Genomic DNA, 26149 nt, shown 5'->3' on the forward strand with positions numbered 1-26149 from the left:
ATTCTTATGAATAATTAACTCTATATCAATTATTTTTCTTTTTTGACAGCATCCACTCATACAATTTTGGATTGGAATATGTCGAATCCCACGAATTATGATTATCATTCGGGAAAATTGTCAATTCCGCAGATGGATTAACCGGATGAAGTTTTTGGTAAAAATTGAATGCGTTTTCAGGCAAAACCACATCATCCATTCCGCCATGAAAAATTTTCATATTTAAATTCTTGTACTGATCAATATTCGCATACATCACCCGATCTGTAGGTGCACAAACTGAAACAACCGCAGCAAACATCTCAGGATGCTCCATCGCCAGTTTCAATGTTCCCCAACCTCCCATGGAAAGTCCTGTAAGGTAAATTCTGGAAGCATCTATCTTATACTTTTTCTGAATTTCTTTAATCAAATGATAAACCGTGACCGTATCCCACCAGGTATTTTCCGGACATTGAGGAGCCAAAATAGCCACAGGTTCCTTTATCAGATGTTTGTATGTAAATGGACTGTGTGCTTTTACGAGTTCTAAATTACTTCCTCTTTCACCGGAACCATGAAGAAATACAATCAAAGGAACGTTTCCTTTTGATTTCTGAGGATAATCAAGAATGTAAGAGATCTTTTCCTTTCTCGTAACTTCTTTATTTAATTCCGCCTTAACCTCCTGAGCATTGAGACTCAGTGACAGCGGCAGAAGTAAAAGCGGTAAATGGGTTAGTTTTAGTTTCATTTTAATATTTCAGGTTTGTTGGTTTTAATTAGCCCCGATTGCAACGGCATCCTTTTTTGTTGCGGGCGGAGTGAAACGGAGCCCGTAACAAAAAAGATATAGCGGAAAGCGGGATTAAGCTTCTAAAAAACTATTTATTTAATATGATACTTTTCAGATTTGAAGCTTAACTTCTTTAGTCCTTGCTGTATTTCAGGAGCATTCATGAATAGTTTCCATAAAAATCCTGTCCTGTAATTCTCAATCATCGGAGCGATTGTTCCCTGATCGATTGCCAAATACCTTGGTGTTGTCCAGTTGTTATAATTGATTGAAGTTGCATCATAAGGTCCTGCAGAGCCAATAAATTCAGGCTTTTGAGTATACATAAATCTCAGGAAATCCATAGATTCTTTTGGCGAATACGGGAAACTACTCAGTGCCGCAGTCGGAGTGATGACACCACGGTCATTTTGCGGAAAATGCGCATCATAACCCACTCCTCCATTTTCATTTCTCGAATAGCTTGCCGTTAATCCCCAATAATTGGGTCCATAGCCTTTCCAGCCTTTCGGATTTTCGACACAATATTTATAATCAATAAGGACCTGATTTTTATTTAAATCAAAATAGTTTTTAATTAATTTATCGGACAAATTCGTAGGATCTAAGCCAATGTAGGAATAGTGCGCCCAAAATAAAGGACCCCCATACTCTTCCGCTCCGTTATGTTTAACATACATCGGAAGTCCGTATTTTTCTTTATCTGAAAGATAAGTTCCGTTTCTTGTCCATCCTTTATAATACGTTTCCGCGTCTATAGAATAAGTAGGCGAGGATGCAGCCAGAATATAGGTAACCAAACACTCATTGTACCCCTGAAGCGGAAAATTCATTTCCCATTGATATTCCGGAGACCAGTGCCAGTAAAGGACTTTTTCACCGCCTTTTGTATACCAGTTCCACTGAATTCCCTTCCAAAGCTCATCACATTTTTTAGCCAGCGCTTTTTCTTCAGCATTTCCGTTTTTGAAATACTCACGAACCATTAAAATTCCTGAAGTAAGAAATGCTGTTTCCACCAAATCTCCGCCATTATCTTTTTTTCCAAAAGGAACTGTCTTTCCGGTTTCTCCATTGATCCAGTGTGACCAAGCTCCTTTGTAACGGTCTGCTTTTGCCAGAAAATCCATCATGGTTGTCAATCGTTTCACCGCATCTTTCCTAGGAATAAAGCCCCGCTCAACTCCCACCAATATTGTTGCTAAACCAAATCCTGATCCACCCGTTGTAACAACGTGTTTATCATTATCCGGATAGATATTGTCTTCGTGATAGCGTTCTCTTCCCAACATTGAATTGGGCTCCGCATAATCCCAGAAATATTTTAAAGCATCTTTCTGAACCCTGTTCATGAGCTGTTCGTCGGTAATATTGCTTTTTACAGCTTCAATTTTTGAAGCTTCTTGTTTGGCACTTTGAGAATTCTTGCAGGAAACGGCAAATAGTGATGCTGCAATGATGGGTAATAGTATCCTTTTCATTGTATCATTTTTTACGAAATATAAAAGAAGAGGAGAACTTTCATTCTCCTCTAAAGTTTATCAATAATTATTAGTAACCAGGGTTTTGAACAAAAAGTCCATTACTTTGATTCATAGCATCCAAAGGAATTGGGAAAAGTTCATTTTTTCCTGTCTTAAACCCTTTAGGCCCTAAATAAGTAGCAGCTTGTCCTGTTCTTACCAAATCTGGAAATCTATCCATTTCCATTGCTAACTCGACCCTTCTTTCTTGCCAGATTGCAGTTCTTAAGGCACCTTGAGTTGAAGCTGTAGTATTTGGTAACTGAGCTCTAGTTCTCACTTTATTAATATTTGTAATAGCAACTGCTGTATTTCCTAATTCATTGGCTGCTTCTGCATTGATTAAAAGAATATCTGCAAACCTTAAAATTCTGATATTTTGAATAGAACCGTAGCCACAAGCATTATTATTAAGAGCTTTAGGAACATATACTTTTTGATTCCACATATTTCCAGCTTGTGGATCTCCTTTATGAATTAAATCTCCTTCCAAAGTTGTTTCTCCTTCTCTCAGAATGGTCAATTCTTTTCTTATATCTCCTGGCTCAAATGCATTTTCCAGCTCTGTTGTAGGAGTAAAGAACCCCCATCCAAACTGATTTCTTACTCCTTGTACTTCAGCATACTGACTACCTCCGAATTGTGCAGAACAATCACAATTCACTTCAAATACAGACTCTGTACCAAATTCTCCAGCCGGTCTGAACAAATGATTGAAATCAGGATCTAAAGAATACCCCAAAGAAATTACCTGGTTTGATGTATCATATGCTTTTTGATAATCTTTCATATATAAATATACCTTAGAAAGTAAACCTAAAGCACCACCTTTCGTAACTCTTCCACGGTCTGCAGCCGCATAAGCTTGAGGTAAAACAGCCGCAGCTTCTGTTAAATCTTTAACTATAAAAGCATAGACTTCTGCAGCAGAATTTCGCGGCTTAGTATAAATTCCATCAGCAGGAAGACCATCAAAAATAGGAACTCCCCCGTAAATTCTTACTAAGTTAAAATAGAAATAGGCTCTCAACATTTTAGCTTCAGCAATTAATCTATTTTTAAGTGTAGAATCCATTTCTATATTTGGAACATTTGTAATCACCTGATTTGCTCTATTTACAGCCTGCCACTGCCCAATCCAATACCCTCTTACTCCGTCATCACTTACTGTAAATGTAAAATTATCATAAGCATTAATAAATGAAGCATCTCCTGGGTTGGATCCTTTTTCTACATCATCTCCTGTCACACCAAATACGTATTGTGCAGGAAAGCCTGAATTTTCCCAGCTTCTCAGAAAGCTATAGATAGCATTTGTAGCTACCATTGCATCATTTTCTGTTTTGAAAAAATTGGAAGCTTCTGTCGCACCTTCTACTTTTATATCTAAATAATCATTGCAACTTGCTAAAGCTGAAAAAATTGCAATTGACAAAAATATTTTTTTCATGTTCTTTAATTAAAATGTTAAATTCATACCGAAGGTATAGATCGCAGAAATTGGCGCGATATTGTTATCAATCCCCATTTGTACTCTATCCGTATTTAATATTTCTGGAGAGAATCCATTATATTTAAAACTTGTCCAAGGGTTTTGTGCACTAACATACAATCTTAGTTTTGTAAGTAACATAGATTTAGCTAAATCTTTTGGCAAAGTATAACCAATAGTAACGTTTCGTAGTCTAATATAACTACCATTTTCTACATAGAAACTACTTGGTAGAATAATCGACTGATTATTGGTAGTCATTGAGTAACTATTAGAAGATCCTGGACCAGTCCATCTATTGTTATAAAAATCTAGATCCCAGTTTTCATTTCCAAATCTCTGCTCACGATTGTAATTGTAAATTTTATTACCAAATACCCCTTGGAAATCTACTGATATATCAAAGCTGTATACATTCATATTAACTCCAAAACCGTAAGTTCCTTTAGGAATCGGACTTCCTAAGAAAGTTTTATCTCGTGAATCAATAACACCATTACCATCCTGATCTGCAAATTTAAACCAACCTGCTTTCGCTCCAGATTGTCCTGATGCAGCTGCTTCAGCATCTGTTTGGAAAACACCAGCAACCTGATAACCATAATAAGCCCCAACAGATTGCCCTTCCTGTAATCTTACTATTGAATTACCAAATAAACTAGCTCCAGTTTCCAAATATGATCCCCCATAAACCGAAGTGATTTTATTATCAAGAGTTGTTAAGTTACCATAAACCCCCAGTCTAACATTTTCAGAAAGTTTCGCATCGTAATTAGCCATTACCTCAAAACCTTTATTTTTAAAAGAATAGGCATTTGTAACATAATTATTCCAGTTTGAAGCTCCAGAAACGGTTCCTTGTACTACTCCATAAACCACATCTTTAGTATCTTTATCAAAATAAGTCGCTTCAATTTTTAACTTATTATTTAGCAAGCCCATTTCTAACCCTACGTCTCTACCTGTCGTAGTTTCCCAACCAATACTAGGATCAATAAATTCCGTAATGGTTGATGCCGGATATCCTGTACTTCCATAATACGCCCCTGAGGTAATCACATTTACTAATGCATCGTAAGATCTATTAACATTTGGATTTCCCAGCTTACCATAACTTGCTCTCAACTTTAAAAGATTGAAAACATTTTGAGAACTCATGAAATCTTCTTTCGATATAACCCAACCTGCACTTACTGCCGGGAAAGTTCTGAATCGGTCATCTTTAGAATATTTGGATGTACCGTCTCTACGAACTGATCCATTGATAAGATATTTGCCTTTATAATCATAATTAATTCTTGCAAATAAAGATTCTGTTCTATCCTGGTTAGGAACGTTATTGTATTTATCAACTACCCTATTATCAATTACCAAAATGTCCGTACCATTGCTAATACTCAATGACTCATTTGTTCCGTTATAGAAAACATTTAAAGCTTCTGAATAAGTTGGCTGATAAGAATTTCTAACTCTTGAAAAACCACCTAAAATTTCCAAGTTATGATTACCAAATGATTTCTTCCAAGTTAAAGTATTATCCCAAATATAATTACGATCTCTACTATCTCTTGTGATGAGCTTAGTCGGTTTTTGATCTCCTACAGGAACATACGTTAAAACAGGAGTATATTCGTATTTGCTTGTATTATAATTATCTGTAGTATAGCTTACCTTAAAAGTAAAATCTTTTAAAAACTTATACTCTGCCCAAACATTGTTAAGAAGTCTTTCCTGTCTCGTTTGACTTCTAAATAAATCAAGTACCGCTCTAGGGTTAGCAATAGAATATCCGTTAAAAAACTGATAATTTCCGGTAGCAGAGTTCATAGGGTCAAAAATTGGCGGCGAATTGTAAGCATTAAGCAGAGGACTATTCACTGCATCGGTCCGCATTTTTGAGAATGTAAAATTATCTCCAATAGTTAAATTATCCGTAATCTTATAACTAAGATTTAGCTTTGTATTTAATCTATTAAACCCATTTCCAGAGTTTATATTGTGCCCGGCATCAAAAATACCCTCATCCTGCAAGTAACCAATACTACCATAGTAATTTAATTTCCCCAAACTTCCTGAAGCAGAAAAGTCATTAGCATTAATTATACTTGATTTTCTAAAAACTTCATCAAACCAGTTTGTATCAGCAGAAAACTGATTAGGAGATAATGAACCGTTACTATTTCCGTTGTCGTTCATCAGCTTCTCGTTATAAAGCTCGATATACTGTTTGGTGTTTGCCATTCTCGGAACATTAGTAAGTTTCTTGAAGCCTAAATAAGAATTAAAATTATAAACAGGCTTTCCTCTTCCTGTTTTAGTTTTAATAATAACTGCACCATTCGCTGCCTGAGCTCCGAAAATTGCTAAACTTGAAGGATCTTTCAAGATACTCATCGATTCAATATCCTGTGGATTCAGAAAGGAAATATCATTAGTAATTGTTCCGTCAACGATAAAAACAGTATTACCAGTTAAAGATCCTACCCCTCTAATATCAACTCTGGGAGACGTTCCTGGAGAACCCGCATTTACAATGTTGACTCCGGCAACTTTACCTTGAACGGAGCTCATCGGGTTTGAATTCGGTTTATCGGCAAGATCTTTTGCTGAAACCACACCGATACTTCCGGTAACATTTTCTTTTTTCTGAGATCCATAACCAATGAGTACCACTTCCTCAATTTTCTGTTCCTTAGTTACAGAATCTTTTTTAGGAGTAACCTGCGCATTGACATTCATACCAAAGTATAGAACGGCAATGAGACATGAATACTTTAAATCACGTTGTTTCATATAGTTTAATTTTATTCGTACAATCAAGTCAGGATAAAAACTTTTCAGTTTTTATAGTCTTTTATCTGAAATTCTTTATTCTCAAAAAAAGACATTAATCAAAAATAAAAAAATATCTTAAACAATGTTAAAGTTACTTAAAAAATAATATTAAATCACATTAGTTGAATAAAAAATTAAAAAAATATTAAATTATTGAAAAAATAATTAAAAAAAATAAATATAATTAAATTATTCATATCGTTAAAAATCTTATAAAATTATAAAAAACACCTAAAAACAGCTATCAATGCTTCGTTTTAAAGCTTTAAGGATTTTTTTGTGCTAGAAAGGGAATAAATACTGTTATTTTTCGTTAAATCTTTACCTTTGGTGCAGTATTTGAAACCATTAAGAATAATTATTAAGATTCATGAAAAAGTACATTATTGCCGCAAGTTTAATAATAGGGACGGGAGCGATCATATCATCGGTCACTCATTCCTGTACTTCTTTGGCAACGAGCGATATAGGATTATCAATTATCAAAAATATTTTGTTAAAAGGTATTGATAAAGGAGCGTTGGTCTACGGAAACAGAGATGCCTTTCTTCAAAACAACTTTGTAGACAAAGCTTTACCTAAAGAATTGAGAGATATCAATTCAACACTGGAGAAGATAGCGCCTTCTCTGGTAAAAAAAGAAAGGGAATATATTGCCGATGCTGCCGTATATACTGTAAACATATCAAAACCCATTCTTCAAAATGCAGTTCACAGCTTAAATGCTCAGGATGTTACAAGAATCATTCAGGGCGAGAAAGGTACGGCAACTCTTATTTTAAAGGAAAAAACCTCTCAACAGCTTATTGCAGCTATTTCCCCTAAAGTAGAAGAAGAACTTAACAAATACGGAATTGTAAAAACCATTAATACAGCTTTATCCGGAAGCAATCTTCTGGGAAGCCTGTTAGGTGGAAATCAATCCAATGTAAATGCCGGCGGACTGAGTACATTGGCTTCAGAGCAACTGGTAAACGGACTCTTCAACATTATCGAAGATTATGAAATCCAAAACTCTAAGTCGCTTTTAGGACCACTTGGCAAATAGAAAAAAATTGCTATATTTATATAACTTTATCATTGCAGATGGATATATTACAAGGAAATCAACATGCAAGCCCGGAAGATTTTTATAATTCTTTAAAGGCTAAACTGGAAGATCATCACGATTTTCCGGAAGATTATTTATTCAAATTTATCATTCCTACAGATCAGGCGAAACTTACGGAAATATACAGGGTTTTTGACGGTATCAAATTTACATTAGGAAACCGTGAAAGCAAAAATGGAAAATACACGGCCTGCAACATCAATGCATTTGTGCTAGACGCAGAACAGGTAGTTTCTATCTATAAAGAAGTCGCAAGAATAGAAGGAGTAATTTTATTGTAAAATAGAAAGTCAGCATAACGCTGACTTTGTTTTTTTAATATGATAAGCAGATTATTTATTCTCTACAAAACTTTTTACATTCTCTAAAGGTCTTCCCAATATCGCTTCAGAACCTTTTATTAAAATAGGACGCTGAATCAGAGACGGATTTTTTGATAAAACTTCAATCCAGGCCTCATCTGACAAGTGTTTACCCACAAAATTATCCGTATACAATTTATCTGTTGCCCGTATAATATAAGAAACATCTTTACCTAATTTCTTCAAAACTGTTTTTATTTCCAAAACGCTTAACGGATCCTTGATAATATCAATGATTTCAAACGGTATATTATTCTGCGCCAAATACTCCAACGCTGCATTTGATTTTGAACAATTTCCGTTATATAGAATCTTAATCATCTTTCTGGTTTTATTATGATATTGTTGTTTTAGAATAAGCCATTCAGTTCAGCCTCTATTTTTTCCAAAATAAAGCCAAAATCCTCAGGTTTTTCAACAAAATCCAAATCATCAACTTCTATGATAAGAAGCTTTCCTTCTGTATAATTGGAGATCCATTTTTCATATTTCTGATTTAGTTTGGATAAATATTCTATACTGATAGACGCTTCATATTCTCTTCCTCTTTTATAGATCTTTTTTACCAGATTCGGAACATCAGATTTCAGATAAATCAACAAATCCGGAGCAGAAACAAAAGATTTCATCAGATTGAATACAGAAGCATAGTTATTGAAATCCCTGTCTGAAAGAAGGTTCATATCATTCAGGTTTTCCGCAAAAATATGAGCATCCTCATAGATCGTACGATCCTGAATAATATTTTTACCGCTTTCTCTGATTTCTTTTACCTGGCGAAATCTGCTTCCCAGAAAATAAATCTGCAAAGCAAAACTCCATTTGCTCATATCGGCATAAAAATCTTCCAAATAAGGGTTATGATCCACATCCTCAAACTGAGCATCCCAACCGTAATGTTTAGACAACATTGTAGTTAAAGTCGTTTTTCCCGCTCCAATATTTCCTGTAACTGCAATATGCATCCTTGTATAGTATTTTAACTGATGATTATAAATTATCTATCCCCAATGACTGAACTTCCGAAACCTCTTCCATAAGCTTTATTAAATCCGGCTGCTCTTTTTTCTCTTCATATTCCTTCGGATCTTTATTGTCCTTTGGAGTAGCTACCGGTTCTGCCGGAGGTTTGGTTTCCTTGTTATTTTCAAGGGTGTAAAGATAGAGTTTGTTGGCTTTGATTTCAAAATAAGCAAGCGTGTTTTTATCCACAATTTGTGCATCAGGATCATCAAAAATCTTAACTAATTCTTTATCCGGAATATATCTTAAAATTGTATTTTTAGTGATTATTAAGATCATATCATTTTCTCTCCTGAAACGTTTCCCGTTTTCCACCTCAGCTTCAAAGAGCTTTTCAAATTTCAGAGTAAAGACCCTGAATTGCTTTTTGGTTAAAACATAAACCTTATTATCATATACCAAAAGATCGATAAGGTCATCAAAATTAGCATCAAAAGGATAAGAATTGATGGTGGTTTCGTTTCTGAAGTTATACTGAATAAGGCGCTTCATACTTTCATCCATCAGCCAGATCTGCTGTAAGTCTTCAGCGTACGCATATTTTATAAAGCTGAATTTCTGCTTAAAATCTACCCGCTGTATTTCGTTTAAATTCTGATCTACAAATTTCAGTTCCTGAGCATTTTCAGAAAAGAGAGCCACACTTAACGGGTTCTGAACATTTTGAGGCTTAAAAGGCACAGTAAGCATCATTTTCCCGATCTGCTTCCCGGTAGAATCGTATTTTGTAAAACTGAAATCTTTGTTTTTATAAATATACAGGTTGCCGTAATCATCCGCCAACATATCTCCTGCCTCCTTGAGCTTTAAACTATCCAAAGGAAGAACCTTCTGTGCAGACAATGAACAGAAAAAGAAAAATAATATGATATATAAAAACCTCACCCAGCTTTTTTAAAAACGGTCAATATACTTAAAAAACTAATTTTAAAAGATTGGTCAAAGGTACTGGAATCATTTATAAGATTCACTATATTCAATAGAATCATTTTATTTACAGTTTTTGACGGTACTTCATAGATTACGGAATAAATCAATAGATCCTGCTCATTGAATTTTTAATCTTTTTTCAAAAATAGTATTTTTCTGATATAAAAAAGCGCTCCAGAGGAACGCTATATTTTTATGTAGAGAAGATCACTGCTTATTCGTTAATGGCTACCTCATAAATTTTTGACCAGTTTTTGCCGGTTACCAGCATATTGTCTCCTTTGAAAGTAATACCGTTCAGTACATCATCACTTCCTTTTGTGTTTTGCTTAGCAATTTCGGTAAAATCAAATTTCCCTACAACCTCCCCGTTTTCCGGGTTGATCTTCAGGATGATCGGCTTTTGCCAAACATTTGCGTAAATAAATCCATTGTGATATTCCAGCTCGTTCAACTGATCGTAAGCCTGAGAACTTCCTGCAACAGCAATATATTTTATCAATTTGGACGGATCGTTCGGATTTAAGAAATACAATAGCTTACTTCCATCTGAAGCGATCAGATTTTTGCCGTCATAGGTTAATCCCCAACCTTCTCCCAATACATTCGGATAGGCAAATTCTTTTAATAATTTTAAAGAACTTTTATCATAAATATATCCTTTTTTGCTTTGCCAGGTCAGCTGATATACTTTATCTCCTACAATGGTGCTTCCCTCAGAAAAATCTTCCTGTGCCTGTTTTGTCGAGGCAAGAGGTGTTGTTGTTCCCAAAGTGTACTTCAGAATCTGTGAAGAACCGTTCTGCCCGTCACTTTCATAGATTGTATTTCCTTCAATCTGGAAACCCTGTACAAAGTTTTTGGGATCATGAGGATATTCCGCTACAATTTGATAAGCAATATTTTTTTCAGGACTTTTTGCAAAGACGTTAATGGTAGCATCCTGATTAAGGGTTTCTCCTCCTTTTGTTTTTATATTAAAAGTAACCGCATTATCGCCCAATGTAAAAAATTTGGGATCTACTGTTAAATCTGTAGTTTCTTTATCTCCGAAACTAACGGTAATACTTTCTGCATTATCCGTCACTTCTTTTGGAAGGTTCAGTTTATCACCAAAATGATATCCTTTTGCTTCCATAGAATTGTTATAGTCACTTAAAGTGCTTAAGATTTTTTCGTCTTTATTACATGAAGCCAATAACAAAATTGCAGCAAAACCTGCTATGATATTCTTTTTCATTGAATTTCTAAATATTTCCCCAAAAATAGCAAAATTTATTCCTCTTTGCTAATTTCATCAATATGTTGACCAAATTGTAATATATACCCGTTATTGTCATATACTGCAAATTCTCTCATTCTCCAATCAAAAGTTTCAATTTCGTAACAGACTTTTGCTTTTGTTTTCAAATCCTCCCAAAGTTCATCTACATGATCTACAGTAAAATAAAATGAGCCTGTAAAACCAATCCCTTTAAAATTTTCATGCTGATTCGGCTTTGTAAGCATAATCTCCACTCCATCTTTCTCCAGCGAAGCCCATTGCCAATCATCATTTCTTTCCTGTAACGTAAATCCCAGGATATGAATATAAAATCCAATGGTATCATCAAGATTTTCTGTCCATAATATCGGACGAAGTGATTTATATTTTGACATATTTTTAGTTTTCCAGATAAGGTTTTAAACTTTGTTTTAAAATTCCGTTCCAGCCGTCTGCAAAAGCTTCTCTGGAAAAATTAGCTCCTAATTCTTTCAACTGATCAATATCATTATGAATAAGCGTGACATTTGTTTCCTCACCCTGCTGTCTGAGTTCCCAGGTTACTGTGGTAATTCCGTCTGATAAGTCAGGATAAGACCAGCTGTGCTTCAATTTTTTATGGGGAATGATTTCCAATATTTTGCCTTGATGGTGAAACTTCCTTTCTTCTCCTGGTTCATAGAAATTAAAGATCTTACCTATTTCCAATTCAAAATCGGGGATATCAAAATACCAGGATTTCATTTCATCTTTGTCGGTCAAAGCCTTCCATACTTTTTCAGCCGGAGCTTTCACTTTGTACTGAACTATAATCGGGATACTCATTGTATTCTTAGTTTACTATTAATTATCCATGAGAAAAGCCTGTAATTTTTGCCTCATCAAAGTCAAGCTGCATTTCAATGGTTCTCATGACATGATCATCAAATATTTTTTCGCGTTTTAATCGGTGAAGTTCATTTCTCTGCGCCTGAATAATCTGCCTCATCACATCTTTATTTTCGTTCATTGCATTTACGTAATCACCCGTTGTAGCCATACATTGTACTTTATCTGCCATCATCATCATTTCATTTTCCAGTTTATGTTTCTGATGTTGCACCAAACTGTTTTTTTCAGCCAACTCTAAAAAGTCATTATCAAGTTTATGTAAAGCCGTTTCTTTTAATTTTCTCATTAAAATCACTTCCTGCTTTTCTTCCGGCAATTCGCTTCCTGCATCGCTTATTTTCAAAAATTTCAAAATCGGACTAAGCAAAAGCCCCTGTCCTACCAAAGTAATTAAGATAATCACAAAAGTGACAAACAGAATAATATTCCGGTGCGGAAAAGCTTCTCCATTGGGTAAAAATGCCGGGATTGACAATGCTGCCGCCAAGGAAACTACACCTCTCATTGCTGCAAAACTGATAATAAACGGCTCTCTCCAGTCCGGTTTCGGAGCTTTCAGTCTTACTTCTTTTGAGCAAAGTCTCGGAAAATACATCAGCGCATAACTGTACAAAATTCTGGTAAAGATGATGGCACCTCCAATTACAATACTGTAGAAAATTCCTTCAGAAATGGTGTAATCTTTCATTCCGGCAACTACAACCGGCAATTCCAATCCGATGAGGATAAAAATAATGGTATTCATTAAGAAGATGAGTACACTCCAAACGTTTCCTGACTGAATTCTGGAAGTATGACTCAAATAACAATGAGAATTGTAAGACATCAGCAACCCTCCTGCAACTACAGATAATACTCCGGAAAAGTGGAAATGTTCCGCTCCCACATACATGATGTAAGGAACAATTAAGGTGATTATAGTATCAATATTTGAATTTGAGGGAATAATTCTCAGTAAAGCTCCAAAAAGCAACCCTGATCCCACACCAACAGCAATACCTCCAATCGCCATTGTGAAAAAATCTTTTACTGCCTCTCCAAAAATAAACTGCCCTGAAATAACCGCCGCTAAAGCAAATTTGAATACAATTAAGCTGGATGCATCATTAATCAAGCTTTCTCCTTCCAGAATACTGGTGATTTTTTTAGGGATTTTCATGTGCTTCAAAACTGAAGTTGCGGCAACAGCATCCGGCGGAGAATTCACTCCTCCCAACAAAAAGCCCATTGCTACGGTAAGTCCCGGAATAATTGATGATGACAGATAAGCCACTACAATCGAAGTGAGAAATACCAATCCGAAAGCCATAGAAAATATCTGCTTTCTCCATTTATGAAAATCCTGCCATGAAGTAAACCAGGCAGCTTCAAACAAGATTGGCGGAAGAAAAATCAGGAAAACCAAATCGGGTTCTATTTCAATATGTGGCATTCCCGGGATAAGGCTTATTAAAAGCCCTGCAATAACCAGAAATATGGGATAGGCTACTTTCAGCTTCTGCCCTATCATTACCAATATCATCACAGACAACAATACCGTGATTGATATTATGACATAATTGTGAATCATTTATTTATATTTTATGAAATTAATGTTTATCTAATTCCTTTTCTAAGGAAAATCTTTAATCTTTCGCAAAAGGAATATTGTTATAAAAACCAATCTGAATCTGTCCTCTGTTTCGGGTTTCCTGAATCTGATTCATATATCCCGCTTCTATTCTCATATTTTTATTGATAACATATCCTAAAGCACCATACACACGGTTTCTGTCAAAAGTAGGACTGTTAAAATGCAGGAAAATCTCATTATACACAGATCCGTAAAAGGTTTTTGGCAGCATTTCTTTATTATTGATCGGAATATTCAATCCTAACAGATATCGAAACCTCATCCTGAAATCATCCTGCAAAAAACGCTCTTCTAATCGGTAACGGTGCTGAATATTAAAACGGCCGAACTTCTGCTTCGTAATATACTGCTGGAAAATACGGTGTTCTACATTTTCAGTTTTGTCTCCGTTTACATAAGGCTGGCTTAGTATAAAACCATATCCTAATAAAATATTGTTATTATTTTCCGTTAAATCATATCCAATTCCTGTACGGATTAAAAGCTGCTCCAGATCTCCAACGGCATCAAAATTTCTGTATTGAATTTCATTATGCCAGTTCAGCTTTTTACTTATTTTGTTATTTCCAAAATACATATACCATGCTCCTAAATCATTTTTCTGGGCATATGAAAATGTTGTTCCTAATAAGCCAATACCTACCGTCAGTATTTTTAAAATCTTCATTCCTTTATTTTTCAATTATTAAAATCTATCAAACTAACAAAATTCAATATTAATTATCAATAATAAGAAAAATATATTTTTTATGAAAATTTTCTTATCTGTTTAAAATCAGTCAGAAACTTTACACTCAAATTTAGAGATTTTTGAAATGCAATCTAATATAAAAGAAAACCGACAGTAACAATTACCGTCGGTTAATATTCTAATTTGTAAAGCTATATTATGGGTATTACTGCATTTTCGCAGGATCGTCGTAGTTTACCATCCAGTTGATTCCGAATTTATCTGTAAACATTCCGAAATATGCTCCCCAAAATGTATCTGCCATTGGCATGGTTACTGTTCCTCCTGCTGATAATCCAGCAAATAATTTATCTGCTTCTTCTTTAGATTCTGCGTTGATGGAAATCGAGAAGTTGTTTCCCGCTTTATAGTGAGAAGCCCATTCTCCGCCTGTATCGCTTCCCATTAAAATGGTTTCTTTAGAGATCGGAAGAGAAACATGCATAATTTTATTTTTTTCCTCTTCAGGCATTTCCTTACCTTCTTCTGAAGGCATTTCTCCGAAAGTTCCTATATATGGATATTCCCCGCCGAAAACAGATTTATAGAAATCGAATGCTTCCCTGCAGTTTCCATTAAATGTTAAATAAACGTTTACTGATGCCATAGTGTTTAAGTTAGTTAAGATTTGTATTTAAATTAATTATCAAGTTTTTCAATTTTTACTCATCTGTGCTGATCAATTAAAATCATATTTCCATCGGGATCTTTAAGGAAAATATGCTCCGGACCTTCCGTGGTTTCATCTGCTTCTTTGCTCAGTTCAACACCCTGACTTTTTAAATGCTTCTGAATATCACGAACATCATCAAATACTTCCAGATTCTGTGCATTCTGATCCCACCCCGGGTTAAAAGTCAGCATATTGCCGTCAAACATTGCCTGAAAAAGACCGATCAGATGATCTCCGTTTTTCATGATCAGGTAATTATGTTCCATGCTTCCGCCCATAGAACTGAAGCCTAATTTTTCATAAAAATCTTTTGATTTTTGCAGATCTTTTACACTTAAGCTTACTGAAAATGCTCCTAATTTCATTCCTTATTTTTATTTAAAGCTAATTGATATCCTACGAGAACAAGGCTCCAAACTACGATTCCTAGTACCCAGAACCAAACCGGAGTTGGTAAAACCAACATATTGTAAATGGTAAAAAAGAGAAAGATACCTCCACAAACGATAGCCGCTACCGGTTTGTTATTGTTAGCCACTTTTGTTGCAACGAATCCTGAAAGTAAGGCTCCTAAAGCATACCCCAGAATGACAATAAATTTGCCCATAAAAGGCAGGTTTTCAACATAGGCTTTGAACCCTTCAATATCATCGGGTTTCAAATCCGCAGGAAAAGGATAGAGTGAATGTCCCAGTCTTTCCATTAGCCAAATACCTATAGAACCAACTATAATTCCGGCTATTACAGCTAAAAATTGTTTTAACATGATTATTGATTTTTTAATCGGGTTTTAAAATCTAAACTTCCGTCGTAACTTTTCCAGTCACCAATCAATTCAATGTATTGCCCTTCAATTTTTTCGGTCGTTTTATTCCATTTGAAGGTATAAACAAATTTACCCGTGAAAAGTCCGGAATGCTTTCCTTTATTTTCTTCTGCCAGTTCGTAAGTTCCGAAAACCGTTCCGCTTTTTTTATTGTCTTTATACTTGGTAATGGTGAATTTACCTTCAAATTTGGCATATAATTTATCTACCAGAGAATACCCGGAAACAAAATATTCCTGATCATTTTTCCTGTTTTGTTCAGAAATATTGATCTTCAGTTTAAGAACCTCTTTGTCTTTTCCGATAGTTCCAATATAAGGTTTACTGTTATTCAACCAAACGGATGAAATATCCGGCATTTGAGCCAAGAAAAGGTTGGAAACAAGGATGAGGAATAACAAAGCTTTTTTCATGTGTTTTTAAATATTAGATTAAATATAATTTAAATGCATCCTCAAAATTCCAGCACCATTATACACCGAATTGTGCCAAATGGTGGTTCAGGTGTTTTGCAAACATATTGTTCCATTCCTGAGAAGACAGCTTACCAAAAGAATGGGATTCTTTTCCGTCAAAAGCAGATGCTCCAAGTTGTTGGGTTTTCTGAATAAAACCAATCAGCCTTTTCTTTTCTTCTTCAAAATTCTTTCTTCCTTTAATTAAAAACTGTGGAGCCGTAGGAGAATCTCTGGGATAAGCTTTTTCACCTACCACTTTAGGCTTTACAAATCTTTTTAAAATAAATTTTGCAATAGCGCCCGGTTTTTTATGTTTTTCCGGTTCATAAACCATTTCATAAGATACACAACAGTGCGCCAACATCTGATCAACTGTCATTCTTCCCCAAAGACCATGAGTGTCTTCCACAAGATTATTAATCCGATCAATATAATTCTGAGCATCTTTGATATCAAATACGTTTTCCATAGTCCATATAATTGTTGAAAAACAAATATATCAGTTTTTTTTCATGCTTTTTAATTATTTTTAGAAATACCATCAAACGATTGAAAAACAATATTTGGCACTCATTTTAGCATTACTGAAAATATGAATTATATAGAATTAATCGGATAATCATCACATATAAAAAGTCCCCATAAAATTATGAGGACTTTTTTATAAAATAAAATTGTAATCTATCTCTGCACTGCTTTCTTCATTACATCAGGTCTAAGAACTCTGTAACGAACTTCCATATCTTTCGGAATATAGAAAACCAGTGGCAATTTACTGTTATATCTTACGGTTTCCGGTTGAAGATAAACAAACTGCTTGGTCAGCTTCTGATCCGGACAAGCCATCAGTGTTCCGCCCGTTTCGCCTTTTGATTCTACTTCGTAATAGTTATATCCCCAACCTTGAAGATCCTGATTATTTACTTTTCCGATAAGGAAATGCTTGTTACAGTCTAACATTTTTTCTGCCCCGACAAAAAACTCAACTTTTAAATCACCTTCATTTTTTGCAACAGGAAGCTGAATATAAACTTGTTTAAATCCTTCTTTTGCTTTCGTGAACATTTCAATCTGTAATTTCTCAAACTTTTCAGCTTTCTTCTGAGCGAAAATATTCGTTCCTAAAACCAGCATTAATCCTAAAATAATTGTTTTTGAAAATTTCATAAATTTTGTATTTATTTTTTATACATTCTTTAAATTCAAAAACCGTTCCAAAAATTAAACAATTGTTTAATTTTAAATATATCAATGAAGAAACCTATAAAATAAAACACTCAAAAAAGGTTGAAATATGAAGATAATCTCCGGTTGGATCTAAAAAAAACTGCAGTAAGGTTACTACAGTTTTTTGTTTATTTAAAAGGAAATTATTCCGAGATTATCACATTGTTTCCTTTCGTGTGACTATTCATCTGCGGCGCATAATAATTCTGCATTGTTGTAATTCCGTTGGAGAATCTTCCGGAAGCATTCGCTACATAATCATATTCGAATACATATTTACCTTTTGGCATATATTGAATATAAAAATTGGTGGACGCATCTTTAGTAGATTGGTAATAGCCTAAACTATTTTTCCACTGGTATCCGGACAATACGTCTACAGGCTCGAATCCGGCAGCTCTCATGTCTTTGATATGAATAAATTCCATCGGACGGTCGGTATTCAAAATCATTCTTACCGTCACTTTATCTCCTACTTTTAATGGTGTTTCCGATGAGATCTTTTGCAATTCCTCACCATTCACTGTTTTGATCTTCTTGTACAGTTCTTTGGTGATCGAAATGTAATTTTCAGAAGATTTTATTTTATCCAGATCTTCATAATACTGCCAGAACAATCCTCCCTGAACAATTCCCGGACCTGGTTTTGTTACTGTAACAGTCGCTAAGTTTTTATCTACAACATCAGTTTTCACTGAAGATTTTACATATCCAGTCGCCTGAGTTTCGGGTTTCAGTTCCTTTCCGCCCCAAACAACGGTGGCCTTATCACTTTCCGGGCTTGTCCAGGATTTTCCTGAATTTAAAATGGTAAAGATTACTTCTGATGTTCCTCTTGAACTTCCCCAGGAATTCACTTCTTTTTGGGTAATCAGCCAGGTTTTCATGTCTTCAATAAATTTCTGATCGTTTGGTTTTAAGATATTGAAAGCTTCCAAAGCTCCTGCATGATTCACCACTTTTGAGCTGAACCATCCCCAATCATCAAGGTTCTGTTTCCAGTATGCTCCCTGTGTTTTTGAATCTACTGAAGTCTCTTTTAAATAAGTCATGAGCTTATCAGAAACATCTTTTAAACCATAATTATTCATCAATAAAGCGGCTCTGTGCAGACCGAAGAATGTAAATTCTGTAATTTTTGCGGTTTTGGCTTTCTGTTTTACTAATGATTTTAATGTTGCACCTTTACCTTTTAAAGAATATTGTTTTTCCCAGTAATTTCTGGTATCCAGATAATCTAGTGCCCAATTGCTCCAAACATTTCCTTTCTTTACATCCCAATATTTGCCGATCTCGTTATCTAAGTATTTCACCAGATTCTCAACCAGTTCTTTCTGTTCTGAGGATTGATAGTCCTTCACATTATCTTTTAACCAGGAATTTATTTTCCCTAAGTTTTTCAAAATATACAACGATGTTGAATAAGAGCTCGGATATCCCTGATACCATGAGAAGCCTCCATCAGGGTTCTGCAGTTTTTTGAAATCATCCCAATCTCCCTGAATGGTATTCCGCATCGTATTGATATCAAATAAAAGTGCAAGTTTTGCCATCTGCTCATTTTCATTTTTACTTTCCAATACCCAAGGTGTTTCCTCCAGTAGCAACTGCTTTAGTTCCTGATTTTTTTCAAGATTTGAATTTAACAATCCTTTATTCTGATATTCTTCAAAGATGGTTTTCATTTTCGGATTAGCTTTGAAAATTTCCGAAGCTAAAACATCAGCAAACCATTTATTAAAGATAACATCAGCAGAATTATTCTGGTCATTTTTAAGACTTGGAAGCGCAAACATAATTTCCCAAATCGGATTGGTTGTCAGTTCCAGTGTATTGGAAACATTGGAAATCGTTGTTGAAGTCGTATTCTTAAGGTTTTCAAGTTCGAAAGTCTTTGTTTCTCCTTCTTTCACAAAAATAGGAAGCGCGTCTGTTACCAGCATTCTGTTCGGTAAAACCGCAATGGCCTTTTGCTCTCCGTCTGAATATTGCCCGGCTTTTGCAACCACTTTCAGAATAATTGAAGAAACGTCTTTCGGAACTTTTATTTTCCATGTTAAAGCGGAATTTCCATTTTCGCCTAACGAAAAAGCCTGTTCTCTGTTATATCCTGAAGCCGCTGTCAAGGTACTTAGTCCGAATTTCTCTGAAATATCCTCATTGGTAAATGCATCAAGAATTTGCAATTGGGCAGAACCATTCAGTTTTTTGTTGGTTAAATTTGAAAGTTTTGACTGAAGATTAAGCTCATCGCCTTCTCTTAAAAATCTCGGATAGTTTGGCGTTACTGAGAATTCTTTCTGTGTTACCACTTCTTTTTCCAATGTTGCAGCTCTTGCATCTTTTGTATGAGCCAGGAACATCAGCTTCCATTTTGTCAATGCTTCCGGAGAAGTGAATTCAAAGCTTACATTTCCTTCTGAATCTGTTTTTAAATCCGGGTAGAAGAAAGCTGTTTCGTTAAGATTCTGACGAACTGGAACTTTATTTAATAATTCACTATCTGTGTCTCCATAAACAGTATCCATGAATTCCTTTTTTTCTTTATCTGTCAATTGTCTGCCTGAATTAACTATATCAATAGCCGCATCATCCATTCTTACAGATTCCAACCTCATTCTTGGTGAGTTAGAAGTTTTTGCAGCTTTCATTGGAGCCGGAACAGCATTGCTCTGTATTGATACACCCGCTGCTCTACCCTGTAAAGAATATAATACGTCCCTATCAAACCAATCAAAAGCAGGAACTTCCACCTGTTCACCATTAAAATATTCTAATCTCTTTTGATAATACTTCTGACGAAGGTACTGTCTGATGTCATAAGATGTTACAATAGAAGCCGGGGTATAGAAATGATCCCAGTTAAATCTATTCGCTGCAAATTTATCCAACGACATATCATACATATTCGCTAACAGTTCTGCACTGATCTTCTCCTTCCCATTTCCTAACACTTTTACCGACCACTTTTCTTTGGAATTAGGCTGGATTTTATCTCTGAAAGTGACCGTCTCTATTGTTAGCTCTTTTTCTTTAGCATCTTTTATTTCAAGATTTACAGATTGTGTCTGAATATCATTAAACGCAACAATCTGGAACTGCGCATTTAATGTCTGCACATTTTTATCTTTTGGAATTTCTACTCCATATTCCAGCATTCCGTTTTTAAGCTGGTGAACCTCTGAAATCGTTTTTCCTGAACCATCCTGCACAAAAACATTTACCAAAGCATCGGGAATCGAAGAATACACATAAAAAAGAGCTTTTTCTCCTCTTACAAATTCTTTTGTAGGTTCTACAACAGTAAGAAATGTCTTCTGATTGGCCTGTAAAGAATTTTTGTTCCAGACACTGAAATTCTGTACGGTTTTTATGGTGTCTTTACCTTCAATATTGAATAATTCAAGCTGATAATCCCCTCCTTCTAATTTTCCAAGATCTAAATTTTCAGATGACTCAGTTTTAGTGGAAAGTACTTGAGATTTCCAATTTTCCACCTTATCATTTTTATCATACAGATCATGTGGGAACTTACTGATAAATTCTTCTTTTGAATATTTTGGAAAATCCTGAACTTCGGAAATAAAGTTATTCCTAAAAATCCTGTCAGGTGACTGAAGCTTGGAAAGCTTTGCCTGGTAAGATTTTTTAAGAAGTTGCTCGTTATAATTTTTGGTTTCAACCTTTAGTTTTACATTTTCACCGGAGAAAACATTTTTGATTCCTTCTGCCTGAATATAATGGGAAACCGAAGACACTTTCAGCTGCGTATCCGCAGTTTGTGTTTCGCCATTAATATCCGTTACAGAAGCATTAATTTCATAATTATCAATTTGAATTCCATCCAGTTTTTCATCTTTTTTAAGATCAAGTTTGATGATAAATTCTCCTTTTTCATTAGTTTTTGCCTCACCTAAAATCGAATTTTCATTATCATTGTCCTGCGGATACCAACTGAAATATTTCCAACGAATGTTTCGTTTTCTAATTTCATAATTGACTGTTGTATTACTTAAAGCAACTCCGGAAAACATCATTGCTTTACCTTTCAGCTCGATAGTCTGCCCATATTTGTACTCCTCTTTTACCGGATCAAAAGTCACTTCGAACTTAGGTCTTTTGTATTCTTCAACCCTGAAGTTGAAATAACCATTGTTTTCTGAAGTTCTCAAATAAAATGTTCCGTTCAGTTTACCTTTTGGAAGAACAAAACTTCCGTGATAGGAACCAAACTCATTGGTAGTAAATGTTTGAGAAGAAACTTCCTGTCCATTGGCGTCTGTAAGTGTAATTTTTTGCTGCAAGCCTGCTATGACAGATTCAATCTCTTTATCACGCTGAATATTGATCACTTTAAAATACACCGTTTGGCCCGGTCTGTAAATAGCTCGGTCTGTAAAAATCTGGGCTTTACTCTCCTTAGTGTTTTTATTTTGATCGGTTGAATTAACTTGTCTGTTTCCATAGATCTCCATCATCTGGAAACCATTTGTTTTAGGCTGTCTGATCAACAAGGTTCTGTAATATTCTTTATTGGCCGTTGCCGGAAATTTAAAAACTCCTTTATCATCAGTTTTTCCTTCGGCTTTAGTGAACGTCTTATTTCCAACAAATTCATAAAATGTAAGAGTTTCATTAACAGCAGGTTTTCCGTTCTCACTATTCACCAATTTCAATTCATCAGACAGCGGATTATTATTTGTTTTTTTCTGATAAATAATTTTATTATCTGAAACCAGGAAATAAAAATCTTTCTCATCTTCACTGTCCTTATTGTCAATTCCGGAAACAGAATATTCCGCGACATAAATCCCGGAAGGAAGCGGCTTTATTTCCAAAGATGTTTTATGGGTTTGAAAATCTTTCGAATCGTTTAATGGATATGCTTCTTTTCTAACCAGACTTTTTTTAATTTTATTCAATGGGTTTCCATAAGAATTTTTTGCATACTGTAAAAACGATGTCAGATCCTCCTTCACTTCATAAATACTGATTGAAAACGCAGAAACATTCTTGTATTCAGCTACAAAGTGAATCGGCTTATTACTTTGTGTCTGTGCTTCATATTTAATATTCAGAGAAGGATTCAGAATCTGGCTTTCCTTATTTTTAATATTATCAATAAAAGGAGATTTTGGATATTGAGTCTTTGCCTGATTAATGAATTCAATCGCTTCCTTTTCTTTATTCTTACCTACCAGTTCATCCACAATATCACCAATAATCAAAACTTTGTAATCACCATTAACGTCAGATTTCAAAAGAGTTTTAAGCTGCTCCAGTTTATCCTTACATCGAGTAAAATCACAATTATCCTGCAATTTTTTGTGCATGAAATACAATTTGGGATTTCCTGTATTTTGAGCAATTAGCTCATCATAAATTCCATTAATAATGGTATGGTTTGCTTCCAGCTCATTTTTAGTAAAAAGATCTCTACTGGAAAGAAAATCTATTTTTTTAACGGAATACCAATCCCATAAGGTTGGGAAATAGGAAATATAATCATTATATGAAAAAACCTGCTCGTATTTTTTAAGAGCTATTTTTTTCATTTCAGCTTTTTGCTGATCAAGCTCCTGATAATTTTTATTCAGATAGTTTTTAAAATCAAGCTTACTCCAGGTTTCAATTTCTGAAGTATTCTGAGAATTGATATTCGTCCGGCTTTCAATCTCCCAGGAATGTTCATTATAATAATCCATGAGAAAGCTGTTCAACAGTATCTCAAATACAGTTTTATCTTCTCCTTTCAGCTGTTTCTGAACCTCTGTCAGTTTTTTAAAAAGCTGACTTACAGAATCGTTTTTTTCATCATCTCGTGTCCGATTCACAATGTTGAATTCTGCTTTCAAAGACTGTATAAGCTGTACAATATTATTTTCTTTCATCGCCTGTTTTTGTATGTCTAAAATGATGGGTAGACTGGATTTGTAAATGCCCTTCTGGGAATTAGCGGATACTTTTTTCCACTGTTCATCATAATATTTCTGGGCAAAAACCGCAGAAAAATTCAATAGGAACAGCAAAAGCAGAAAAATCTTGGATTTTTTTTTCATAAATGTTATTTTTGATAAATGAACCTTCTAAAAATACTGAAAAAATCCGTCATTGACAGTCAATTGTATGTGTCTTTAATGGGAACTCTTTTTGCAGTGTTTTTCATGGAAGAGCAAAATACATTCCGTTTACCCAGTGTTGTTCTAATTTTCATCACCTATTTCAGCGGTTATCTTTATACAAAGTATCAGCACACTAAATATTTTTTTAAAATTTTAATGTTAAATGGTGTTGCAGGTATCATATGCGCTTTTCTGATTTATCATAATCACAATGAAATAAGACTGGTGAAATGGTTTGTTATTGTTGTTTTGGGATTGCTTTACAATAGTTTCTTTCTTGATGTCTATATCCGTAAAATTCCTCTTTTAAAAGTATTTTATGTAGGCTTGGTCTGGGCTCTTGTCAATTGCTGGCTTACTTTACCTGAGTTTAATTTCCCTATATTTTTTATCAGCCTATTTTTTATTACAGCATTGGTTTTGCCTTTTGACATTCGGGATATGAAACGGGATACAGTACAGACTTTTCCCATGCTGATCGGGGTTCAGAATACAAAATACATTGCTTATTTACTCATTTTTATGAGCAATATTATTGCTATATTATATTTAACTCCTCATTATTCCATTCCTTTTTTTCTGTCGGGAATTATTTCTTATATTTTTATTTATTTTTCTGAAAATGAGAGAAGTGACGCTTATTTTTCATTCGGAGTAGAAACCTGCTCTGCACTTCCTTTTTTATTTTTACTAATAATGGAGTATTTTTGACGAATGATTATTAAGAGACTTTCCCTGTACAATTTCAAAAACCATTCTGAGAAAAAATTTGAATTTTCTCCGCAAATCAACTGTTTTGTGGGAAACAACGGTGTAGGGAAAACCAACATTCTGGATGCACTGCATTATCTTTCTGTGGGCAAAAGTTTTTTAGGCAACACAGATCTTAATAACATTCTGAAAGATGAAGATTTCTTCACCATTGATGCTGAGATCCAAAGTGAAGACAGTGAAGACAACATCAAAATCCTTCAGCCTAAAGAAGCAAAAAAAGTCATTAAAAAGAATGATAAAAGCTACGATAGAATGGCAGATCATATCGGATATTTGCCCAGTGTGATGATTTCTCCATATGATTCCAATTTAATTTCAGATTCAGGGGAAAGCAGAAGAAAATTCTTGGATTCCATGATTTCCCAAACAGATTCAGAATATCTTTTTGATTTAATTCAATATCAAAAAGCGATTCAGCAGAGAAATGCCTTATTAAAATATTTCGCTAAAAATCGTGTCTGGGATAAAGATTCACTGGAAATTTATGATGATCCGATTTCTAAATTCGGAACTAAGATTTTTGAAAAAAGACGGACTTTTGTTGAAAAGCTGAATCCTATCGTTCAGAATTTTTATCAAATTATTTCCGGCGGAAAAGAAACGGTTTCTGTTATCTATGAATCTCATTTACTAAACGATTCTTTTGAAAGCCTATTAAAGGAAAGTCTGGAAAGGGACAGAATGCTTACCTATACATCAAAAGGAATTCATAAAGACGACCTTTTGTTTGAAATGGATTCAGTATTGATCAAAAAAATCGGTTCACAGGGACAGCAGAAATCATTCTTAATTTCATTAAAACTGGCACAAATGAGTCTGGTAAAGGAATTAACAAATAAAACTCCGATCCTTCTATTAGACGATATTTTTGATAAACTGGACGACCACAGGGTTTCTCAATTGATTGAGCTGGTAAACCGGGAGAATTTCGGACAGATTTTCATAACCGATACTCATAGAGAACGTACGGAAAGTGTGGTAAAAAAAATAAATGAGGAGAGTATAATTTTTGAGATATAATTGAAATGTTGCTTTCTAGGTTCGGGATTCGAGATACGAGTTTTTGATTGAGTATTCAATGTTGATCCACTATCAAATTTAGGAATAACAATAAACACAACTATGAGTTACAAAAATTTAGACATCTACAAAATGGCTTTTAATTTATTTATAAAAACGCATAAAGCCTCTTTTTTGCTTCCCAAATATGAATTACATGAATTAGGAAGTCAGTTAAGAAGATCTTCAGATTCAGTTATAACTAATATTGTGGAAGGATATGGAAGATCTCATTATAAAAATGATTATTTCCGTTTTCTTGTATTCAGCCATGCTAGTAATGATGAAACGATATGTCATTTAGAGAAAATAATCATGTTATATCCTGAATTTTCGTCAGAATTTGAAGTTTTAAAAACAGAATATAATTCTTTAGGAGGAAAGATAAACAATTATAAAAAATGGGTAAAAGAAAACTGGAATGAAAATAACGCTTAAGTT

The 26149-nt window shown here is 34.5% G+C and carries 24 protein-coding genes; 5 read left to right on the forward strand and 19 right to left on the reverse strand.

Going from position 1 to position 26149, the window contains the following annotated elements:
* Nucleotides 1–25: 25 nt before the first annotated feature.
* From CLV73_RS06275 to CLV73_RS06290, 4 genes are all read right to left on the reverse strand, one after another.
* On the reverse strand, nt 26–733 hold the full coding sequence (locus CLV73_RS06275) for a carboxylesterase family protein (protein ID WP_100375994.1): 708 nt from the start codon (nt 731–733) through the stop codon (nt 26–28).
* A 134-nt stretch (nt 734–867) separates the two neighbouring features.
* Nucleotides 868–2256, reverse strand: coding sequence for a glucoamylase family protein (locus CLV73_RS06280; RefSeq protein WP_100375995.1), 1389 nt, complete (start codon nt 2254–2256; stop codon nt 868–870).
* 70 nt (nt 2257–2326) lie between these two features.
* A complete protein-coding gene (locus tag CLV73_RS06285; protein ID WP_100375996.1) occupies nt 2327–3748 on the reverse strand; it encodes a RagB/SusD family nutrient uptake outer membrane protein in 1422 nt (473 codons plus the stop codon).
* A 9-nt stretch (nt 3749–3757) separates the two neighbouring features.
* Nucleotides 3758–6583 (reverse strand): SusC/RagA family TonB-linked outer membrane protein, encoded by a 2826-nt coding sequence (locus CLV73_RS06290; protein ID WP_100375997.1) that lies wholly within the window; start codon nt 6581–6583, stop codon nt 3758–3760.
* A gap of 412 nt (nt 6584–6995) precedes the next feature.
* On the opposite strand from CLV73_RS06290, the gene CLV73_RS06295 reads away from it, so the two are divergent.
* Together CLV73_RS06295 and CLV73_RS06300 are read left to right on the forward strand one after the other, a co-directional pair.
* Entirely contained in the window at nt 6996–7673 is a 678-nt protein-coding gene (locus CLV73_RS06295) for a DUF4197 family protein (RefSeq protein ID WP_100375998.1), read from the forward strand.
* Nucleotides 7674–7711: 38 nt separating this feature from the next.
* Nucleotides 7712–8017 (forward strand): DUF493 family protein, encoded by a 306-nt coding sequence (locus CLV73_RS06300; RefSeq protein ID WP_100375999.1) that lies wholly within the window; start codon nt 7712–7714, stop codon nt 8015–8017.
* 51 nt (nt 8018–8068) lie between these two features.
* On the opposite strand, the gene CLV73_RS06305 is transcribed toward CLV73_RS06300, so the two are convergent.
* From CLV73_RS06305 to CLV73_RS06375, 15 genes are all read right to left on the reverse strand, one after another.
* A complete protein-coding gene (locus CLV73_RS06305; protein ID WP_100376000.1) occupies nt 8069–8419 on the reverse strand; it encodes an ArsC/Spx/MgsR family protein in 351 nt (116 codons plus the stop codon).
* Between the two features lie 29 nt (nt 8420–8448).
* A complete protein-coding gene (locus tag CLV73_RS06310; RefSeq protein WP_100376001.1) occupies nt 8449–9063 on the reverse strand; it encodes a deoxynucleoside kinase in 615 nt (204 codons plus the stop codon).
* Nucleotides 9064–9088: 25 nt separating this feature from the next.
* Complete coding sequence (locus CLV73_RS06315) at nt 9089–10006, reverse strand: hypothetical protein (RefSeq protein WP_100376002.1); 918 nt, start codon at nt 10004–10006, stop codon at nt 9089–9091.
* Nucleotides 10007–10265: 259 nt separating this feature from the next.
* Nucleotides 10266–11291, reverse strand: coding sequence for a glutaminyl-peptide cyclotransferase (locus tag CLV73_RS06320; RefSeq protein WP_100376003.1), 1026 nt, complete (start codon nt 11289–11291; stop codon nt 10266–10268).
* Between the two features lie 35 nt (nt 11292–11326).
* Nucleotides 11327–11710, reverse strand: a complete 384-nt coding sequence (locus CLV73_RS06325; RefSeq protein ID WP_100376004.1) for a VOC family protein — start codon at nt 11708–11710, stop codon at nt 11327–11329.
* A 4-nt stretch (nt 11711–11714) separates the two neighbouring features.
* Nucleotides 11715–12140 (reverse strand): SRPBCC family protein, encoded by a 426-nt coding sequence (locus CLV73_RS06330; protein ID WP_100376005.1) that lies wholly within the window; start codon nt 12138–12140, stop codon nt 11715–11717.
* A 22-nt stretch (nt 12141–12162) separates the two neighbouring features.
* Complete coding sequence (locus CLV73_RS06335) at nt 12163–13776, reverse strand: Na+/H+ antiporter (RefSeq protein WP_100376006.1); 1614 nt, start codon at nt 13774–13776, stop codon at nt 12163–12165.
* Between the two features lie 55 nt (nt 13777–13831).
* Nucleotides 13832–14506 carry a DUF2490 domain-containing protein gene (locus CLV73_RS06340; RefSeq protein WP_100377005.1) on the reverse strand — a complete coding sequence of 225 codons (675 nt, stop codon included), beginning with the start codon at nt 14504–14506 and terminating at the stop codon, nt 13832–13834.
* A 229-nt stretch (nt 14507–14735) separates the two neighbouring features.
* Complete coding sequence (locus tag CLV73_RS06345) at nt 14736–15176, reverse strand: VOC family protein (protein WP_100376007.1); 441 nt, start codon at nt 15174–15176, stop codon at nt 14736–14738.
* Nucleotides 15177–15235: 59 nt separating this feature from the next.
* Entirely contained in the window at nt 15236–15607 is a 372-nt protein-coding gene (locus CLV73_RS06350) for a VOC family protein (protein WP_100376008.1), read from the reverse strand.
* Nucleotides 15604–16008, reverse strand: coding sequence for a hypothetical protein (locus CLV73_RS06355; RefSeq protein WP_100376009.1), 405 nt, complete (start codon nt 16006–16008; stop codon nt 15604–15606). Before CLV73_RS06355 ends, CLV73_RS06350 begins: the two co-directional genes overlap by 4 nt.
* A 2-nt stretch (nt 16009–16010) precedes the next feature.
* A complete protein-coding gene (locus CLV73_RS06360) occupies nt 16011–16481 on the reverse strand; it encodes a hypothetical protein (RefSeq protein ID WP_100376010.1) in 471 nt (156 codons plus the stop codon).
* Between the two features lie 58 nt (nt 16482–16539).
* Nucleotides 16540–16995: a DUF1569 domain-containing protein gene (locus CLV73_RS06365; RefSeq protein ID WP_100376011.1), complete on the reverse strand. Its 456-nt coding sequence runs from the start codon at nt 16993–16995 to the stop codon at nt 16540–16542.
* 212 nt (nt 16996–17207) lie between these two features.
* Nucleotides 17208–17693: an ecotin family protein gene (locus tag CLV73_RS06370; RefSeq protein WP_100376012.1), complete on the reverse strand. Its 486-nt coding sequence runs from the start codon at nt 17691–17693 to the stop codon at nt 17208–17210.
* Nucleotides 17694–17896: 203 nt separating this feature from the next.
* Nucleotides 17897–23812: an alpha-2-macroglobulin family protein gene (locus CLV73_RS06375; RefSeq protein WP_100376013.1), complete on the reverse strand. Its 5916-nt coding sequence runs from the start codon at nt 23810–23812 to the stop codon at nt 17897–17899.
* 18 nt (nt 23813–23830) lie between these two features.
* Here CLV73_RS06375 and CLV73_RS06380 point away from each other — a divergent pair, with 18 nt between their 5' ends.
* From CLV73_RS06380 to CLV73_RS06390, 3 genes are all read left to right on the forward strand, one after another.
* Nucleotides 23831–24586, forward strand: a complete 756-nt coding sequence (locus CLV73_RS06380) for a UbiA prenyltransferase family protein (RefSeq protein ID WP_100376014.1) — start codon at nt 23831–23833, stop codon at nt 24584–24586.
* A gap of 3 nt (nt 24587–24589) precedes the next feature.
* Nucleotides 24590–25669 carry a DNA replication/repair protein RecF gene (gene recF, locus CLV73_RS06385; RefSeq protein WP_100376015.1) on the forward strand — a complete coding sequence of 360 codons (1080 nt, stop codon included), beginning with the start codon at nt 24590–24592 and terminating at the stop codon, nt 25667–25669.
* A 102-nt stretch (nt 25670–25771) separates the two neighbouring features.
* Nucleotides 25772–26146, forward strand: coding sequence for a four helix bundle protein (locus CLV73_RS06390; protein ID WP_100376016.1), 375 nt, complete (start codon nt 25772–25774; stop codon nt 26144–26146).
* Nucleotides 26147–26149 lie beyond the last annotated feature (3 nt).

The sequence above is a fragment of the Chryseobacterium geocarposphaerae genome (assembly GCF_002797535.1).
Taxonomy (GTDB): Bacteria; Bacteroidota; Bacteroidia; order Flavobacteriales; family Weeksellaceae; genus Chryseobacterium; species Chryseobacterium geocarposphaerae.